Here is a 16,765-nt window from a genome sequence, read left to right on the forward strand (position 1 = left end):
TGCCAGCACAAGCGGGTGCATCGTCATGGGTGTTGCCGGGGGTGTTGCAAGAAAGCGGGCCCGTGGGCCCGCGCCGTGAGGCAGATGTTACGCCCTTTTCCTGCCCGGCCCTGGCGGCGCATTCAGTCGCGGGGCGCCTCGATCGGGTCGGTCGCGACCGGGGGCGGCACCTCGTCGATCCAGGCCTTCAGCAGCGTGGAGGTCACTGCCAGGATCACCGGGCCGATGAACAGGCCGACGATGCCGAACGCGAACATCCCGCCCAGCACGCCGGACAGGATCAGCAGCATCGACAGGTTCACGCCCCGCCTGATCAGCATGGGCCGCAGCAGGTTGTCCAGCATGGCGACCACCACCGCCCAGACCAGCAGCACTACCGCCGCCAGCTTCATGTCGTTCTGGAACAGCCAGACGACGCCGCCCAGCATGGGCAGGAACGGCCCAAGCTGCGCGAGGCACAGCATCACCATGAGCGCGGTCAGGATGCCGGCCGCCGGCACGCCTGCAATCCACAGGCCGATGCCGCCGAGCGCGGACTGCACCACCGCCGTGACGACAATGCCCAACGCCACGGCGCGGATCGCCGACCCCGCCAGCCTGATCGCCGCCACGCCGCGCTCGCCGGCCAGCCGGTTTGAGAATCGCCTTATGAAGTCCGCCGCGACGTCGCCCTGGCTGTAGAGAATGCCGGCAATGATGACGGTGATGAGCATGTGCATCACGAATACGCCGACGATGGCGGCGTGGCCCAGCAGCCAGTGCGCGGCGGTGGTCAGGTAGGGTTCCAGCCGGGCCAGCAGGCCGCCCGCGCCGGCGTCGGACAGGGTCTGCCATTCCTGCGCGAGCCGGGGGCCGGCCAGCGGAATGCTCCGTATCCACGCCGGCGGCGCCAGCAATGCGTACTCCGGCAGGCTCTTGACCGCGGCCATGATCGCCCCGCCGTGCAGCGCCAGGGTCGAAATCGCCTGGTACAGCGGCAGCACGATCACGAACAGCAGGATGATCAGCATCGCCACGGTGGCCATCCAGCGGCGTCCGCCGCAATGGCGCTGAATGGCCAGCAGCACCGGCCAGGTGGCCACGACGATGGTGGTCGCCCAGATCAGGCCCGGCAAAAACGGCCGAAGTATGTAAAGACTGCCGATCATCAATGCGGAAAGCATGACGATGACAAGCAGAACACGGGCAATATCAACTGACTGGCGTGGGATCACCCGCTGCTCCTGACAAGGCTGGCGCCCTGGATTGTGTGACGCATGCCGGCCGGCGGGCGGCCGCCCGGGGCTGTGTAGCGCGTTCCCCGACGAATTTATCCGATATTCCTCTGGACCGGTGCGGGCACGTTACTTGCTTGACCAGGATCCTGCCGGTTGCCCGGTCGTCCTGGACAGCTCCCCTCCCCTGGATTAGGCCCATCCATTCATGCCGGCAATCTCGCGCCAGCATCCGGCGCGTGTCGTGTCGCCGGAAAAGGATGAGCGCGGCGCCTGACCCGACGGCGCCCGCGTTTCCGGTTGGCATCTCTATGGAGGCATGCCATGAGGATCCTGACCACCGCCGGCCTGTTGCTGGCTTTTCTGCTGGCCGGCTGCACCGCGCCCAGCTCCTACAGTTCCGACCAGCCGCGCTCGACCAGCTCGATGCGCTCGGACCCCGCCAACTACCATTCGTCGCGCTTTGGCGAACAGAACAACGAGCCGTTCCAGCGTTCCGTTCCAGCGCGCTAGTTTCGCGTGAACGCGCCTTTGGCGCTCAGGAAACGCCCAGCGCTGAGCGGATCCGGCTGCGTATCGCGCCCGCATACGCCCAGCACCAGACCGCCAGCGCCAGCATGGCGACGGTGAAGTAGGCGCGCGCGCTCTCGGGCACCGGGTTGATTCTGGAAAATGTGACGAAGGGCTCAAACGACAGAAAGTCGGCGGCGGCCAGCGCGCTGAATACCAGCGCCAGCACGGGGCCGGTAAATTGCGGCCGTTCGCCGCGCGACTGCGGGTCCGCCAGGAAGGACCAATGCAGCAAGCGCAGCAGCTGGATAGCCACGGCGAACAGCGGAATGGCGAGGGCAAGCTGCAGGACCAGCAGCGCGACGATGACTTGAGTGGGAAGCATGGCGGCGATTTTAATCGGATCCGCTCGGGGCCATCCGGCGACGGGTCGCGCCCCTTGGGGAACGGCCCTACTCTCCCAGCTGGAACGTCCGCCAGCCGGACCCCGCGCCCGTCAGCCATTCCCGGATGTATTCAAGGCTCAGCGCAATGGAGAGCACCTCGCCCTGAAACAGGACGTCAGGCTGCATCCGTAGCCAGTTGAAGTCGTCAATGTCCTTGATGTTGCCGGCCAGCACTCTGAGACCCTTGCGGGAAGCCTGCCCGAGCAGGCTGAAGAACCGTTCCTGCAGCGTGTGGGCTTGGCTGATGCCTGTAGGTATGTCGACTCGCACGCCGACGGCCCGTATCGTGCCGAGCCGAGTGGGGGCGCCATCCAGAGTGGACGGCAACAGGCGTATGCGCAGCGCCGGCTTGAATTCCCTGTAGTGGCGAAACACGTCGGCGCCATCCACCAGCCGGTCGCTCAGCGGAACGTTGTAGATCACCTTGGCGCTCGGGTAGATGGGCGTAGCGGCATCGTGCTCGGGGCTCGTCGCCGGCAGTAAATCGACGCCCACCGCGGCAATGCGCAGATCCTGGCACAGTTGCTCGGGCAGGCCGATGTCAGTGTGGACATCGAGCTGATGATCCATGGTCAGGGGCGCCAGGCAGCCGCTGGCCTGGAAAACACGTCCCGCCTCGCGCAGTGCGACGGCCGACACGCCGTGCGTGTGATCGTTTGACAGGCGCTTCAGGCTATCGCCGACAAGCGCCATTTCGCATATGGCGCCGCTTGCATCCATGACGGGCTGAATTCTGAGCGAATCGCTCAAATGCAAGGCTGACCCTTCCGATTTTGTAACGTTCATGCATGACTTCTATTATGGGCGCACATGTATCTACAGGACGGCCAGTGCCGGGTACGGCGGAGTAAATCCAACGGAATATGGGTCAGGGCAGTATTTTGCAGCGAGTATAGGAATGGCGACTCTAGGCGCACATAATAAAATTCTGATTCTGGCGTATCGCCAATGCGCACAAAATAAGAAATTTCTTAAAAAAGCCAACCCTCATAATTGTTACCATCCTGGCGAGTTGAGCCTCAAATCACTTAATTTTTTGCCGATTTGGCTATTCGGGATCACCCTCACTTTCAAAATCTTCTTATATCCAGGGCATAGGCTCCTTCTTACGATGGCCTCATGCCTGTTCAGGAAACTCAAACTCTCTCGCACGACGCAGGGGCGGCGCCTAGGGCATCGTCCCTGCTGCTGCATTTGTTCGCGGCGGCGCTCTTAACCTCCATTGCCGCAGGAGCGGTTTTTTTCCTCTATTGGTCCTTCAGCAATACGGTTTCCGTTTATCGCCGGCAGATGAACGCGGCTGCCTACAACGCGCAGCTGTTCTTTGACCAGCGAGAGATCCTGCTGCGTTCCCTCTCGTCCTCCTCCGTCCGGAACTCGGATGGCGCGCCTGCGTCCGAAACGCCGCGCTACTTTGGCAATACGCAGCAAATCGAGGTCTTTCCGCTGCGGGAGGATACGAACGCCTTCGATTGGGCATTGATCCTCACGCCGCGAGACCTGAACGACATCGCCCTCGCCCGCACCCAGCTGGTATTTAGCTCGGTGCGCAACGGCCATACCTCGCGCATCGTGCCCCCGCACGAGGGCAAAGCGGCCGACATGGATTCCGCCAAGCAGCAGTGGATCACCCGCAAGCTGGCCGCCGCCGATCCGGCGGTGCTGCCGGGCGGCCACAATCCCATCGTCTGGCTGAAGCCGCCGATGGAGCACGCAAACCAGCTCTATCTGTACACGCCCCTGGATCCCGCCACGCCCCGTTCGGGCTGGATCGGGCTGGAAGTGGGCGACATCGATGCGGCGATCGACTTGTCTTCCCTGCGCGGGGGGAGCTATGTCCTGTACGACCAGCACGACGCGCCCGTCGTGCACAGCCCCGTCGCCCCTTACCTTGCGCAGCTTGGCCAACGGGATGGACGGCAGGACTCCTTCGGATGGTGGGGCGCCGGATTGCTGCCCAAGTTCGTCGTGCTGAACAAGTCGGTGGGTGAAGCGGGCTGGCGGCTCGTGTACTACACCCCGATCGGCCGGATTCTCGCCGACACCGCGTTCGCAATCCAGGCGGCGCTGGCCGGCGCGGCGCTGCTGTTCGCGGCGGTGATCCTCGGCGTGCGCCATATCAAGAAGAAGCTGGTCGCGCCTGCGGTCCGGCAATACGAAGCGCTGGCCGACAGCGTCGCCCTGAACCGCAAGCTCGTCGAAGTCGCGCCGGTCGGGCTATGCCTGCTGCGGCGCGCCGACGGCGTGCCCCTGCTTTCGAACGAATTGGCCAGGCAATGGCTGCTCGGCGAGTCGGACCTCCTGTCCAGGCTTTTCTCCTCGAACGACTTTGATTCGGGGCGGGAATTCGTCTTGAACGACGGGCGCAGCGTGTATCTCACCTTCGCCCCCATCACGTATCGCGGCCAGGAGGTCGTGCTTTGCGGAATCAACGACATCACGGCGTTCAAGCGGGTCGAGCGCTCGATCACGCAGGCCAAGCTGGATGCCGATGCGGCGAATCACGCCAAGACGGTCTTCCTGACCACCATGAGCCACGAGATCCGGACGCCTTTGTTCGGCATATTGGGCACGCTGGAAATGCTGGGCCTCACGGCGATGGACAGCCAGCAGCAGCAATACCTGGAGACCATGCAGCAGTCCTCGGCGACGTTGCTGCGCACCATCAACGACACGCTGGACCTGTCGCGCATCGAAGCGGGCTACCTGAAGCTGGAGTCGTCGGCGTTCTGTCCGGCCGAGCTGCTTGACGCCGTGGTCAGCAGCTACGCGGCGCGCGCGGAAGCCAAGGGCCTGCATATCTACGCCCTGGCCGACGCGACCTCGCCGATGGCGGTGATCGGCGATATCACGCGCATCCGCCAGATCCTCAACAACCTGGTCAGCAACGCCATCAAGTTCACCAATTCCGGGCAAGTCGTGCTGCGCCTGCAAACGCTGCACGTCGATTCCCAGTGCGCCACCTTGAAGTTCCAGGTGGCCGATACGGGTATCGGCGTCTCGGCGGAACATCACGCCCGGCTCTTTGAACCCTACTATCGGGCCGAGACGAGCCAGCCCCAGGCCTTCCCGGGCACCGGACTCGGGCTGGCGATCTGCTGGCGCCTGGCCGAGATGATGGGCGGCGCGCTTTCCGCCGTCAGCGAACCCGGCCTGGGCACCAGCATGTCGCTCGAACTGACGCTGCCCCTGGCGAGCGAAGCGTACTCGGACCAGGCGATACGGCTGGACCCCAAGCCGGTCTTCGTGCGCGGGGCCGTGAACGACGTGGTCAACAACCTGTGCCAATGGTTGCGGCATTGGGGCGCCCTGGCGATTCCCTACCGCGCGGCGCATCACGGACGCCTGGGCGGCGGCGTGCTGGTCGAGGCCTGGCCGCGCGAGGCGACGGCGGCGGTTTGGGCGGGCGCCCGGGTCGTCGCGCATCCGCCGGGGACCCGGCCCCGGCCGGAGGGGGGGCGCAACAGCTGGATGGCCAACGCCCACAGCCTGGCAAGCATCGCCGCCGCGGTGCGTCTCGCGCAGGATGGCGTCGCCGCCAAGGTCTCCCTGGAGCTCAAGACCTCGCGGGACGCTCTGGATATGCATGTGCTGGTTGTGGAGGACAACGAAGTCAGCCAGCAGATCCTGCGGGAGCAGCTGGAGCACCTGGGCTGCACGGTCGTGGTGGCCTCGAATGGGCAGGACGCGTTGGGCCGCCCCGACATGTCGGCTTTCGATGCCGTCCTGACCGATCTGCAGATGCCGCAGATGGACGGCTACGATCTCACGCGCGCCCTGCGCGGCCAAGGCTACACCCGGCCCATTGTCGGCATCACCGCCAGCGCATTCACGGACGATCTCCGGCGCAGCACCGTCGCCGGGATGACTACCGTGCTGCTCAAGCCCTTGCCCATTTCCGCCTTGCGCCAAGCGCTAATCGCCCTTAAGGAAGTCATATGAAGCAGCTGTCCGACTACAGGATCCTGATCGTGGACGATCATCCCTTCCAATGCGTCCACCTGGCGGATCTGCTGGAGTCCGCGGGCTTCAGCTATGCGGATGTGGCGACTTCCGCCGAGGCCGCGCTGCAAATGATCGGCCTGCGGCCCTACCACCTCGTGCTGATCGACCTGAACATGGCGGGAATGGATGGCGTGCAGTTCATCGACAGGCTTGCCACGCTGCATCACAACCCCATGCTGGCGATCGTCTCGGCGTGCCCACGGCGGATCATGAACAGCGTTGCGCTGATGGCAAAGGAAAAAGGGCTTGCGGTGCTGGGCACGTTCGCAAAACCGCTGACGTCCGACCACGCTAGGCAACTGGCCGGCCAGTTGCGCCGAAGCAGCGCCGAAGCCGCCAGGCCCGCCTTGCGGGCCGAGGTCGACACCGTGTTTGACGGCGACACGCTGGAACATGCCCTGCAGCAGGGGCAGCTATGCGCCTGGTTTCAGCCCAAGAAGGCATTGGCCAGCGGAAGGATAGTCAGCGCCGAGGCGCTGGTCCGCTGGCAGCATCCTGAATTTGGCTTCATGTTGCCCGGCTCCTTCCTGTCGGCGGTGCGCCGGCACGGCCTGGACCGCGCCCTGCTGCTGCGGATGCTGGAAGATGCGCTGGATGCGCACATGCGATGGCGGCGCGAAGGATACCGGATGCCGGTTTCGGTGAATCTGCCCACTCAGTTGCTGGACGATCCGGATCTTCCCGACGAGCTTGAGCAAATGGTGCAGGCCAAGGGCGTTTCAACGCAAGAAATATCCTTCGAACTGCTGGAAGACGAGACAACCACGGTACAAGGCCAATATTATATGGGCGCAAGCCGGCTGCGCCTCAAAGGCTTCGGCCTGGCTCAGGATGACTTTGGGAGGGGGTATAGCTCGATGTACAGTCTGATCTCTACGCCATTTACCGAATTGAAAATCGACCGCGCCTTCGTCAGCGGCGCCGCCGACGATGAAGGCCGCGCCGCCGCGCTTGTCTCGTCGGTGCAGCTCGGGCGCCAATTGGGCCTCCAGGTTACCGCCGAGGGCGTTGAAACCAGCAAGGATCTTGAGTTCCTCAGGCGGATTGGCTGCGACTGCGCGCAAGGATTCCTTATTTCCGCCGCGGTCGACGCCGGCGCTTTCAGTCATCTGCTCGCCATGGAGCGGCAAGCCATGGAAGCATCTCATCTATAGAGAAGCCGGCCATGCGCAAGCAGGACACGCCATTTGCCAGGGTTACGCGCACCTCACGCTGGCTGTATCTGGCCTTGTTTGGAATTTTGCCCTTTGTGCTGGTCCTGGCCGGCGCTTTTTCGTGGGGCCTGAACCGCATCGTCGAGCAAGAGCGCGAACGGCTGAATCTGGATTTCTCGATCCTGATCGGTTATGTCCATGCGCAAGAGCAGTTCCTCGGCAAGCTCCGCTCGCAAAGCGCTTCCCTGCCCCCCGAGAACATTTCGACGCCGATTTCCCTGCGCGTGTCCGAGGTCGAGGAACGCTTTGGAATGCAGCTCTTCGAAGGGCAGAACACGGCTGCGGAGATGCCGTTCTCCCTTGCCTGCGAGGATTCGGCCGACTGCCCCACGTCAGGCCGCCGGCTGGCGAACCTGGGCGGATACCTGTCGGATTTCTATTCGACCTACTGGGCGTCGTCCTACTACCCCGCTTCCACGATCTTTCTGGTCAATCACAACGACAGCATCAGCCTGAGCGTTCCGGCGGTTGGCGCACCGTCCGGCTACGACCTGCTGACGCCCGAGACATTTCTCGCCGTCACGGACGCCATGCGGGCGGAATTGCGCCGCTTGCAGGCTGTCCGCCAGCGTCTTATCGACCAGGACCTGCCGAACGGGCCTGAACTGACCGGCTCCAGCCGCGTGCATTGGTTCAGGGCCGATGCGCTGCCAGGCAGCATGCTGGCCCTGATGTATGCGAGCATGCCGCAATCGGTGTGGAGCAGCGCGCCGGGAACGTCGTCCGCCGTCTACGCCGCCACGCAGTTCAATCATCAGCGGATCAACATCTTCGAAAAAACCATGCGCCGGCCTCTCCATGGCGGATTCTGGCTGTCGCATCGAGACCAGGGCGTGCTGCTGGGTGACGGCCCTCGCCCTGAAGTGGCCGGCGATGGACTCCGATACACGGCCAATGGCATGGTGCTGCGCGTGACGGACCCCTCGGGCGTGTGGACGGGCGTGTACCGGGTAAGCTACAACGCCTTCTTCCAGGACAATCTCTGGCTGCCCATCAGTGCGGGCCTTCTGCTCTTGCTGAGCCTGGTAGGCGGCATCGCATCCATGCGCTGGTACAGCCGCCGCGTCATCGCGCCGGCGCTGGACGCCCAGCGCGAGATCGTCGAAAAAGAGGAATTCAGCCGCACCCTGATTGAAACCGCGCCGGTGGCGCTGTGCGTGCTGGCGCGGCCGATGGGTGAAGTGGTCTTCGGAAACAACCTGGCGCTGCAATGGCTGGGAGCGGAGGCCGGCAGGGAACTGGAGAACACGCCGGCCGCCAATCTGTTCCTGCGGCAGGTGCTGGGCGCGGCGGGCCCGGGCACGATCGCGAATTTCCAGGCCACCGACGGCCGGCCGCTCTATGTTGCCTACGCGCCGACTCGGTACAACCATCAGGATGTCGTGCTCTGCGCGTTCTCCGACATCAGCGCCCGCGCGGTCATTGAACGTACGCTGGCCGAAGCCAAGCGGGCCGCGGACATGGCCAGCGAGGCAAAGTCGACGTTCCTGGCGACGATGAGCCATGAGATCCGCACGCCGCTTTATGGCGTGCTGGGCACGCTGGAACTGATGAGCCTGACCAAGCTCGACGACGAGCAGCGCCAGCATCTGGAGCGCATGCAGAGTTCATCCTCGATCCTGCTGCAGCTGATCAGCGACATCCTGGACATCACCAAGATCGAAACCGGCCAGCTCGTGCTGGAATCCACCGAGTTCAATCCGCGCGAGCTCGTGCAAAGCTGCACCAGCTCGTATGCCGCGATGGCTGCGCAGAAGGCGCTGCTGCTGTTTTGCTGCGTGGACATCGCGGTGCCCGAGTGGGTGATGGGCGATGCCGCGCGCATCCGGCAAATTCTCAGCAATCTGTTGAGCAACGCCATCAAGTTCAGCGACTCGGGCCACGTGATCGTGCGCTTGAAAGTGGCGAAGGCTCATGCGGACCGGACGAATCTCGTGCTCCAGGTCGTCGACACGGGCATCGGCATCGGAAAGCAGGAGCAGACGCAGCTCTTCGTTCCCTTCTACCAGATCAACAGCGGCTCCCACACGGTGCGGGGCACCGGCATCGGCCTGTCCATCTGCGCGCGGCTGGCCAAGCTGATGGGCAGCGAGATCCGCGTGACCAGCGAACTCGGCCTGGGCAGCAGCTTTTCTCTGGAGTTGCCGCTTCAGGCCGTGCCGGGGCAGCCGGCGAACGCGCCCGACCTGAGCGGCATCGGCGTTTTTGTCCGCAGCCCCCACCACGAACTGACCGAGAATATCTGCGCCTGGCTCAAGCACTGGGGCGCGCGGGCAACGCCGGCGCCCAATCCCCTGCCGGTGGGCACGCCAGACGACGTCTTGCTGGATGTGCTGTTTAGCGGCGGCGACTTCGATGCCCTCGATTGGGCCGGCCATCATGTGCTGGCGTCCGCCGCGGGCAAAGCGCCGTCCGCGCGCACCATCCGAGTCATTCCCAGCGTGGAGCACATTGCCGCCGGCATACTTGGCGCGCTGCGGGGCGAGCGGGCGGTGGAGCCGGCGACCGAAATCAGCGCTTTCGCGCCGCTGGGGCTGTCGGTTCTGGTGGCTGAAGACAATCCGATCAATCAGGCCACGCTGCTGCATCAGCTTGAGCAGCTCGGGTGCGAGGCCACGCTGTCGTCGGACGGCGCCGAGGCGCTCATGCTTTGGGGATTGTCCTCTTACGACGTGGTTCTGACCGACGTCAACATGCCGCGCATGAACGGCTACGAGCTGGCGCGCGAGCTGCGCGCCATGGGCGCCACCGTCCCGATCATCGGCGTCACCGCCAATGCCATGCGCGAAGAGGAGGAGCGCTGCCTGGCTGCGGGGATGACGTCGTGGCTCGTCAAGCCTATCGGGCTGAGCACGTTGCGCCGCCACCTCCAGGGCCGCGGATCCGGCTCGTCGGGAATTGCCGAGACTATGGTCCGGTCTGGGCCGGCGGCCGCGGCAGAGTCCGCGCCGGCCATTCCCGCCAAGTACCGGGCGTTGTTCGTGACCACCATGGAGGCCGATGTAGGGGAGATGGAACAGGCGCTGGAGGCACGCGACCTGCATTTGCTCGCGAAGACCCTGCACCGGATGCGCGGGGCGCTCAGCGTCATGCACATGAGGGCGCTGACCGAGCGGCTGGAAGCCCTGGAAGCTGCATTGCGCAGCGACGGGATGGGCGCCGGGACGCTGGACGAAGGCAAAGCTCTGGCAAAGTCATTGCGCGGCATGCTGGCCGATATCTGAGCGGGCGCCGGCCCGCGCGCATCGCCTCCGAAGGTCGGTTCAAGCCTCAAGAACGCGCAGCGCCAGAGCAAAAGTGCCTCACTATGAGGCACTTTTTTTTGTTGCAATGTTACTTCTCGAAATCCTTCGATTTCCGACCCTCAGAAAATGGCATAGATTTAGCTTGGGTATTGGCGCGTCTGCGGCCCGATTTCCGACGGGCCGGGCATCAACGCGCCGTCCTCTACCCTCCATCATGAGCCGAATCAGGCTCAATCAGCCAGATACCCCAAGAGTTTTCTAGTCTTTCCAGTAGAATTTGGACATAAAATGATCAACGTAGGGAGTATCGAGCGCCGTGGCCCTCCACGCTTGGTGGGGCTGGTCATGAGCTTGCTTCCCCATGCAGGTCCGATTGACGAGCATCAGGATTCACCAGGCTCGAATCATTGCATATTGGATGACCTATCCATGAGCAAGCCTCCGTCTGAACAAGATGTACGGATTATTGTTGCCGATGACCATCCCATAGTGTCTCTCGCGCTTGCAGACTCTCTCAACGAGATGCCGGGATTTAGCGTTATCGCCACGGCGCGATCGGGGCACGAGCTCATTACGGCAGTACAGAATCACTCGTGCCACCTGATCGTGACCGACTTTGCGATGCAGTCCGACACGGCTGACGAAGACGGCCTGCGCCTCATCGAGCGCCTGCAGCGCATGTTTCCGCAAATCCCGATAGTTGTGTTCACCATGCTGACGAACAGCGGGATCCTCAGCCAGTTGCGGCAACTTGGCGTTACGGGGCTGGTCAGCAAGGAAGAGACCATCGACGATCTTGTCGCGATTTGCGTCCGCGCATTGACCGAGAAGGGGCCGATCCTGTCGGCGAGCATCAGCAAGCGGCTCAGCCACAACGACGTGACGATGGGCGGGGCCAACAAGACCAAGGGTCTTTCGCCAAAAGAACTTGAAGTGGTGCGGATGTTTGCGCTGGGCCTGTCCGTGACGGAGATCGCGCGACGCCTTAACCGCTCGGTTGCGACCATCGGGACACAGAAGCAATCTGCGATGCGCAAGCTCAACATTGAAACCAATGCGGAGTTGCTCAGGTACGCGGACGAGCAAGGGTTTTCTTGAATTGCCTGAGCGTTGAGCCGGCGGGCGCTGGGCTCAACCAGCCATCCTGGCGAAGTACCTTGCTGCTTTTTGGAGAATGTCCCGCTCTTCTTCGAGCAGGCGCAATTGCGCCTGCAAACGCGACAATTCGTTCCTGGTTTCGATCAGTTCCTCGGCGATCTTGCCGGGCGCGCCGGCCGGCTTGAACACCTTGATCCACTTGTAAAGACTGTGGGCGGACACGCCCAGCCGTTCCGACACATCCGCGACCGGCTGGGACTGCTCGACAATTTGTCGGACTGCGTGCTCCTTGAATTCCTGGCTGAACCGTCGTGAGCTCATGAATGCCCTCCAATACGTGAACTGGCGACCCGCTTTCCGCAAGCGGCGCATCCGGGCCGGGCGAATCACAGGCATGGGGAGAATTCCCTTGCTCAATTTTGTCTACGACGCCTAGCCTCCTCAATAGGAAAATTCCCATTTTTCGCTGTGAGGGTGAAGCCTGCTGGCAGGCTCACGGAATGAGTCATGAGCCTGTTTGGCTCAACGGCTTTCCTGGCTATGGCGCGGTGTCTTTCGGTGCCTTGGGCGTCTCTTGCATCGCCATCAGGCGGCTCGCCAGATCGCTGAACTGCGCGTCCTTGGATTTGAGCTGCGCGAACAGGTCGTCGGCCCGCCGCTGCGCCGCCGCCAGGCGTTGGAGCTGGTCGGCTTCGCTGCGCCGGGCGGCCAGCAGCGCTTCCTGGGCGACCGCGGACTCGGCCTGCCATTGGCGCGCATCCATGAGCGATTGCGCCCGTTGAGCCAAGACAGCCTGCTCGGCCGCGCGCTGCTGTTCCTGCGCGGCAGCCAGGGCCTGGCGCAGCTGCTCGGCCTGTTGCTGGCTTGCGGCCTGCAACTCATCCAGCCTCGCCTGCAGGCGTTTGACCGCGCCGCGCTCGCCATCCAGCTCGTTCAGCCAGCGCCGTTCATGGGCGGCGTGGCGCGAGTCCAATGCGGCCAGCGCGTCAGCGTGCTTGTCGCGGGCCTGGTCCGCCTCCGCCGCCAATGTCTGGATGGCGCTTTGCGCATCCGCCAGGTTATCCCGGGCCCCGGCCAATGCCTTGTCGCGCTCGCGCAGCTGCGCTTCGGCGGCCCGCAGGCGTTCTTCCGTCGACGCAAGTTGCGCCGTGGCCACTTTCAGTCCTTCCTGCAGATCGCGTTCCCTGTCAGCCAGTTGAGCCTCGCGTTGCTGCAACTGTTCGGCCTGCGCCGCAAAGCGCTCCCCTTCCCTGGCAAGTTCTTCCCAGCGCTGCTGGTAGGCCTGGGTCTGTTCCGCGCGCGCGGCGGTCAGGGCCGCCTCCCAGAAATGCGCGGCCGCCTGGGCGATGGGATCGGGAATCTCCGGCGGCGCGGCAAAGGCGCGGGGATCCTTGATTCGCGCGCCAAGGGAGCGAAACCATGTTTCCAGGTGCGGGCTGACGGTATTGGGCGAGCCGCGGCCGATTTTCTGGCGCACACGCTCGATGGTGGGCCGCGCGCCCTCTAGCAACAGGGCATCGGCTGCGGCCCAGACGTCCGATTCGGTGATTCCTGTGGCCATGGCCGGCTTTCCTTGCGCTATGCGCTAAAGTTAGTCACGATAAGAGAACCTTATCGTGACTAATGCTGTATTAGTGTTAGATATCATACAGCATACATATATATTTATATGAATATGAACAACCCACGCCGATTGCCGCTGAAATTGCTGGAATTGCTGCCCTTGCTGGATCCGCAAACGCTGGACACGCAGGCCGACGCCGCGGTGCGAGGGCTGATGCGCGAAGGCAGCTCGGCCAACACGGCCGCGAGCTACCGGGCTGCCATCCGCTACTGGACCGCCTGGTTCGAGCTGCGCTACGGCCAGCCCTTTGCCCTGCCCCTGCCGGAAGCGGCGGTCATCCAGTTCGTGGTGGATCATGCGCAGCGGTCCACGGAGCATGGATTGAAATGGGAATTGCCGCTGGCGCTGGACCTGGAGCTGGTGCGGCTGAAGGCCAAGGGCAAGCTTGGCCCGCCCAGCCTGAGTACCCTGCTGCAGCGCCTGTCGGTGCTGTCCAAGGCGCATGAGCTGCTCGGGCATACCAACCCTTGCCGCAATGCCGCCGTTCGAGAACTGCTGGCCAAGACCCGCCGCGCCTATGCCCGGCGCGGCGTGGCGTCCGCCAAGAAAGAGGCGCTGACCCGTGAACCGCTGCAAGCGCTGCTGGAGACCTGCGACGAGTCCCTGCGCGGCAAGCGCGACCGCGCCCTCCTGCTGTTTGCCTGGGCCAGCGGCGGTCGCCGGCGCTCGGAGGTGGTGCGCGCCACCGTGGAGAATACGCCGCGCACCGCCGAGGGCTTCCTGTATACGATGACGCACTCCAAGACCAATCAGGCGGGCGCCAGCCGCGCGGACGACCAGAAGCCCATCGTGGGCTCGGCCGCCCTGGCGCTGGATGCGTGGTTGGCCGCCAGCGGGATTCGCCAAGGGCCAATTTTTCGCCGCGTGCGCCGCGGCGACGTGATAGGCGAGCCCCTGGCTGCGGCCGCGGTGCGGGACATCGTGCTGGAACGCTGCCGGCAGGCCGGGCTGGAAGGCGAGTTTTCGGCGCACAGCCTGCGTTCCGGATTCGTGACGGAGGCGGGCCGGCGCAATGTGCCGCTGGGCGACACGATGGCAATGACCGGCCATGCCAGCGTGGCGACCGTCATGGGCTACTTCCGGGCGGGCGCCGCCGCGCGGTCGCCTGCGGCCCGTCTCCTCGACGATCCGGAGCCACCCGCCCATAGGAATCTGCCGGATCTGCCGTAATGGTCGGAGCGACATTACAATCACTTCGCCCCGCCCCTTGCCCGAACCGCTCTCTTCCCGATTCCCGTCCTCCGACTGGCCGCCGCGCCAGCCCTCCCCCTGTCCGCTGTGACCCCATGCGAATCAACCTACGCGGGCTAGTGCTTGCGCTTACCGTTTTCAGCGCCCTCGCCGCCACGGCGAACGCGCTGTACGCCAGCTATCGCGTGCAGCGCGAGCAGCTGATTGCCAACACGCTGGAGTCAAACCGGGTCTATGCCGCCAAGCTGGCGGAAAGCGCGGGCAGCTTCCTGAAAGCGGCGCAGCAGCAGCTCGGCTACAGCGCCCGCCATATGCCGGACCTGATCGAGTTGCCAGAGGAACTTGCCGCCGAAGTGACGCGCGTGCAGCAGCAGACCGACAGCTTCAACTCGGTCGGTGTCGTGCGCGCCGACGGCACCATCCTGGCCGCCACGCAGAGTTTCCGCAGCTTCCTGGGCACCCGCGTGGACACGCCGGGCAGCCGCGTGGCGCTGCAAGCCAGGCAGCCCGTGATCAGCAAGCCCTATGTTTCCATCGCAGGCAACCTGCTGATCAATCTTTCGCACCCGATTTTCTCCAACGACGGCCGCTACCTGGGATACATCGCGGGCACCATCTATCTGCGCAACGAGAGCGCGTTGCAGGATCTGCTGGGCAAGCATCATTACCAGGATGGGTCGTACCTGTACGTGGTGGACGGCGATGGCCGGCTCATCTATCACACCGATGCCGGCCGGGTTGGCGAAAGAGTCCTCTCCAATCCCGTGGTGGCTGCGGTGACGGCGGGGAAAGCCGGGGCGCAGCGGGTGATCAATACCAAGGGGGTGGACATGCTGGCCGGATATGCCGCGGTGCCGGCGAGTGGCTGGGGCGTGATTGCGCAACGGCCCGCCGCGGCCACGCTGGAGCCCATACAGGACCTGATCTGGGCGTTGATCGGGTATGCCGCGCCGCTGGCCCTGGCGTTCCTGCTGGCGATCTGGTGGTGCGCCCGCATGATCTCCCTGCCCCTGTCGCAACTGGCCACCAATGTCGAGCACCAGGATGTGGCCGTCGCCATGCAGCGCGTGAAGTCGGTGAAGGCCTGGTACTTTGAAGCGCAACGCTTGAAGCGCGCGGTGATCTGGAGCTTTACGAGCATGCAGGAGAAGATCGGCAAGCTGAATCTTGCCAGCATCACGGACCCGCTGACCGGCCTGCGCAACCGGCGCGGCACGCAGGATGCGGTGGATCAGCTACAGGCGTCCGGCACTCCGTTTTCCGTCGTGGCCCTGGACATCGACCATTTCAAGCAGGTCAACGACACCTACGGGCACACCGTCGGGGATGCGGTGATCCAGGACATGGCGCAAGTGATGCGCGAATGCTCGCGTCCGTCGGACATTCTTTGCCGCAACGGCGGCGAGGAATTCCTGATCCTGCTGCCCGGCGTGGGCGCGCAAGAGGCGGCCAATGTTGCGGAGCGCCTGCGCGCGCGTGTTGCCAAGCGGCCATTGCGCGAGGCCAGCCGCATCACGGTGTCCGCCGGCGTGGCCCAGTGGCCCTCAAGCGGCCCCGGCGTGGACCAGGCGTTTCGGGCTGCCGATGCCGCGCTCTACGCGGCCAAGCAGCAAGGGCGCAATTGCGTGGTCACGCACCAGGCGTGAGCGCACGACCCGCAAATATGGCCGCCGCGATGGGCGGGCCATACCTGCAGGTAATACTTATGGGCTGCGGATTACGCCGTGGAGCGGGCGGCTTCGGCGTCTTTGGAAGCATCGGCGTCGACGGGCGCGACATTGCGCTCGGACTTTTCATCCGCCTCGGGGGCCTTCCAGTTCAAGGGGGGAATCTCGAAGCTCCACTTCTTACCAACCAATTGATGAGACATGAGCGTGCTCCTATTCAGGATGCATGGCTTCCCCCGCCCAAGCACAGCACACAGGATTCAAGCGTGCCATGAATGCCGTGGTTGCGGGGAGCATTCAGGAGGCGGCAACGCCAGGACAAAACAGCCGGAGGACGTGCCGCCGGCAGATGCAGAGCAGCAAGAGCGGGCAGCCGATTTCCACCGCCCGGATGCTTTTGCTGAGTTGTTCTTATTGGCATATTTTTATTATTATTTTGCTGCCAATTAAAAGATTTTAGCATAATTTTACTGAAAAATGCCGGCGCGTGGAACTCACTGCGCCAGATCGCGCCGGACTCGGGCATCGTGCAGGATGTAAAAACGGGCGGG

14 protein-coding genes are annotated in these 16,765 nt (G+C 64.0%); 8 read left to right on the forward strand and 6 right to left on the reverse strand.

Going from position 1 to position 16,765, the window contains the following annotated elements:
- Window positions 1-122 precede the first annotated feature (122 nt).
- On the reverse strand, window positions 123-1,163 hold the full coding sequence (gene ydiK / locus ACFWP0_RS03775) for an AI-2E family transporter YdiK (protein WP_377839788.1): 1,041 nt from the start codon (window positions 1,161-1,163) through the stop codon (window positions 123-125).
- Window positions 1,164-1,538: 375 nt separating this feature from the next.
- On the opposite strand from ydiK, the gene ACFWP0_RS03780 reads away from it, so the two are divergent.
- Window positions 1,539-1,727, forward strand: a complete 189-nt coding sequence (locus tag ACFWP0_RS03780) for a hypothetical protein (protein ID WP_377839789.1) — start codon at window positions 1,539-1,541, stop codon at window positions 1,725-1,727.
- Window positions 1,728-1,752: 25 nt separating this feature from the next.
- On the opposite strand, the gene ACFWP0_RS03785 is transcribed toward ACFWP0_RS03780, so the two are convergent.
- Window positions 1,753-2,109 carry a hypothetical protein gene (locus tag ACFWP0_RS03785; RefSeq protein WP_377839790.1) on the reverse strand — a complete coding sequence of 119 codons (357 nt, stop codon included), beginning with the start codon at window positions 2,107-2,109 and terminating at the stop codon, window positions 1,753-1,755.
- A 67-nt stretch (window positions 2,110-2,176) separates the two neighbouring features.
- Complete coding sequence (locus tag ACFWP0_RS03790; protein ID WP_377839792.1) at window positions 2,177-2,956, reverse strand: hypothetical protein; 780 nt, start codon at window positions 2,954-2,956, stop codon at window positions 2,177-2,179.
- 504 nt (window positions 2,957-3,460) lie between these two features.
- On the opposite strand from ACFWP0_RS03790, the gene ACFWP0_RS03795 reads away from it, so the two are divergent.
- From ACFWP0_RS03795 to ACFWP0_RS03810, 4 genes are all read left to right on the forward strand, one after another.
- Window positions 3,461-6,112 (forward strand): ATP-binding protein, encoded by a 2,652-nt coding sequence (locus tag ACFWP0_RS03795; RefSeq protein ID WP_377839793.1) that lies wholly within the window; start codon window positions 3,461-3,463, stop codon window positions 6,110-6,112.
- Complete coding sequence (locus ACFWP0_RS03800) at window positions 6,109-7,329, forward strand: EAL domain-containing protein (protein ID WP_377839795.1); 1,221 nt, start codon at window positions 6,109-6,111, stop codon at window positions 7,327-7,329. The genes ACFWP0_RS03795 and ACFWP0_RS03800 overlap by 4 nt, the downstream gene beginning before the upstream one ends.
- An 11-nt stretch (window positions 7,330-7,340) precedes the next feature.
- Window positions 7,341-10,613 (forward strand): ATP-binding protein, encoded by a 3,273-nt coding sequence (locus tag ACFWP0_RS03805; RefSeq protein ID WP_377839796.1) that lies wholly within the window; start codon window positions 7,341-7,343, stop codon window positions 10,611-10,613.
- Between the two features lie 366 nt (window positions 10,614-10,979).
- On the forward strand, window positions 10,980-11,732 hold the full coding sequence (locus ACFWP0_RS03810) for a response regulator (RefSeq protein WP_377839797.1): 753 nt from the start codon (window positions 10,980-10,982) through the stop codon (window positions 11,730-11,732).
- A 33-nt stretch (window positions 11,733-11,765) separates the two neighbouring features.
- Here ACFWP0_RS03810 and ACFWP0_RS03815 read toward each other — a convergent pair whose 3' ends face one another.
- Together ACFWP0_RS03815 and ACFWP0_RS03820 are read right to left on the reverse strand one after the other, a co-directional pair.
- Window positions 11,766-12,128, reverse strand: a complete 363-nt coding sequence (locus ACFWP0_RS03815; protein WP_377839799.1) for a transposase — start codon at window positions 12,126-12,128, stop codon at window positions 11,766-11,768.
- A gap of 142 nt (window positions 12,129-12,270) precedes the next feature.
- Entirely contained in the window at window positions 12,271-13,293 is a 1,023-nt protein-coding gene (locus ACFWP0_RS03820) for a DNA-binding protein (RefSeq protein ID WP_377839800.1), read from the reverse strand.
- A 108-nt stretch (window positions 13,294-13,401) separates the two neighbouring features.
- Between ACFWP0_RS03820 and ACFWP0_RS03825 the strand changes: the two genes are divergently transcribed.
- Window positions 13,402-14,526 (forward strand): tyrosine-type recombinase/integrase, encoded by a 1,125-nt coding sequence (locus ACFWP0_RS03825; RefSeq protein WP_377839801.1) that lies wholly within the window; start codon window positions 13,402-13,404, stop codon window positions 14,524-14,526.
- 116 nt (window positions 14,527-14,642) lie between these two features.
- A complete protein-coding gene (locus ACFWP0_RS03830) occupies window positions 14,643-16,193 on the forward strand; it encodes a diguanylate cyclase (protein WP_377839802.1) in 1,551 nt (516 codons plus the stop codon).
- A 71-nt stretch (window positions 16,194-16,264) separates the two neighbouring features.
- On the opposite strand, the gene ACFWP0_RS03835 is transcribed toward ACFWP0_RS03830, so the two are convergent.
- Window positions 16,265-16,417 carry a hypothetical protein gene (locus ACFWP0_RS03835; RefSeq protein ID WP_377839803.1) on the reverse strand — a complete coding sequence of 51 codons (153 nt, stop codon included), beginning with the start codon at window positions 16,415-16,417 and terminating at the stop codon, window positions 16,265-16,267.
- A 23-nt stretch (window positions 16,418-16,440) separates the two neighbouring features.
- On the opposite strand from ACFWP0_RS03835, the gene ACFWP0_RS03840 reads away from it, so the two are divergent.
- Entirely contained in the window at window positions 16,441-16,674 is a 234-nt protein-coding gene (locus ACFWP0_RS03840; RefSeq protein WP_377839805.1) for a hypothetical protein, read from the forward strand.
- The last annotated feature ends 91 nt before the right edge of the window (window positions 16,675-16,765 follow it).

The organism is Achromobacter sp. NPDC058515 (genome assembly GCF_042721735.1).
GTDB lineage: Bacteria > Pseudomonadota > Gammaproteobacteria > Burkholderiales > Burkholderiaceae_B > Achromobacter.

What these genes read in the sequence shown, in the direction of transcription:
- ACFWP0_RS03805 (WP_377839796.1), top strand. Translation starts at nt 7,341, where the DNA reads ATGCGCAAGCAGGACACGCCATTTGCCAGGGTTACGCGCACCTCACGC.
- ACFWP0_RS03820 (WP_377839800.1), bottom strand. Translation starts at nt 13,293, where the DNA reads ATGGCCACAGGAATCACCGAATCGGACGTCTGGGCCGCAGCCGATGCC.
- ACFWP0_RS03815 (WP_377839799.1), bottom strand. Translation starts at nt 12,128, where the DNA reads ATGCCTGTGATTCGCCCGGCCCGGATGCGCCGCTTGCGGAAAGCGGGT.
- ACFWP0_RS03800 (WP_377839795.1), top strand. Translation starts at nt 6,109, where the DNA reads ATGAAGCAGCTGTCCGACTACAGGATCCTGATCGTGGACGATCATCCC.
- ACFWP0_RS03835 (WP_377839803.1), bottom strand. Translation starts at nt 16,417, where the DNA reads ATGTCTCATCAATTGGTTGGTAAGAAGTGGAGCTTCGAGATTCCCCCC.
- ACFWP0_RS03795 (WP_377839793.1), top strand. Translation starts at nt 3,461, where the DNA reads ATGAACGCGGCTGCCTACAACGCGCAGCTGTTCTTTGACCAGCGAGAG.
- ydiK (WP_377839788.1), bottom strand. Translation starts at nt 1,163, where the DNA reads ATGCTTTCCGCATTGATGATCGGCAGTCTTTACATACTTCGGCCGTTT.
- ACFWP0_RS03785 (WP_377839790.1), bottom strand. Translation starts at nt 2,109, where the DNA reads ATGCTTCCCACTCAAGTCATCGTCGCGCTGCTGGTCCTGCAGCTTGCC.
- ACFWP0_RS03830 (WP_377839802.1), top strand. Translation starts at nt 14,643, where the DNA reads ATGCGAATCAACCTACGCGGGCTAGTGCTTGCGCTTACCGTTTTCAGC.
- ACFWP0_RS03780 (WP_377839789.1), top strand. Translation starts at nt 1,539, where the DNA reads ATGAGGATCCTGACCACCGCCGGCCTGTTGCTGGCTTTTCTGCTGGCC.
- ACFWP0_RS03810 (WP_377839797.1), top strand. Translation starts at nt 10,980, where the DNA reads ATGAGCTTGCTTCCCCATGCAGGTCCGATTGACGAGCATCAGGATTCA.
- ACFWP0_RS03790 (WP_377839792.1), bottom strand. Translation starts at nt 2,956, where the DNA reads ATGAACGTTACAAAATCGGAAGGGTCAGCCTTGCATTTGAGCGATTCG.
- ACFWP0_RS03825 (WP_377839801.1), top strand. Translation starts at nt 13,402, where the DNA reads ATGAATATGAACAACCCACGCCGATTGCCGCTGAAATTGCTGGAATTG.
- ACFWP0_RS03840 (WP_377839805.1), top strand. Translation starts at nt 16,441, where the DNA reads ATGGCTTCCCCCGCCCAAGCACAGCACACAGGATTCAAGCGTGCCATG.